Source organism: Caballeronia sp. ATUFL_M2_KS44, assembly GCF_023630965.1.
GTDB classification, from domain to species: domain Bacteria; phylum Pseudomonadota; class Gammaproteobacteria; order Burkholderiales; family Burkholderiaceae; genus Caballeronia; species Caballeronia concitans.
Genome location: NZ_JALQEA010000035.1, coordinates 1 through 252 on the forward strand (window position 1 = coordinate 1; position 252 = coordinate 252).

Below are 252 nucleotides of genomic sequence, written 5' to 3' on the forward strand. Positions count from 1 at the left end.
ATTCGTGGATGTTCGAGAATCGCGTGCCGCACATTCTTTCGGGCGATTACACACCGCTTTCCGCCGTCGATATTTTCGTTAAGGACTTGGGCCTCGTGCTCGACACGGCGCGCACGTCGAAATTTCCGTTGCCGCTGTCGGCGGCGGCGCATCAGATGTTCATGATGGCGTCCACGGCCGGACACGGCGGCGAGGACGATTCCGCGGTCATCAAGATTTTTCCGGGCATCGACATTCCGAAGGGAGCGAAGC

The 252-nt window shown here is 59.1% G+C and carries 1 protein-coding gene; it reads left to right on the forward strand.

The window, feature by feature from the left end; genetic code table 11:
- Window positions 1–252: NAD-binding protein (locus NCR39_RS14885; protein ID WP_250452872.1), on the forward strand; the 252-nt coding region annotated here is incomplete at both ends.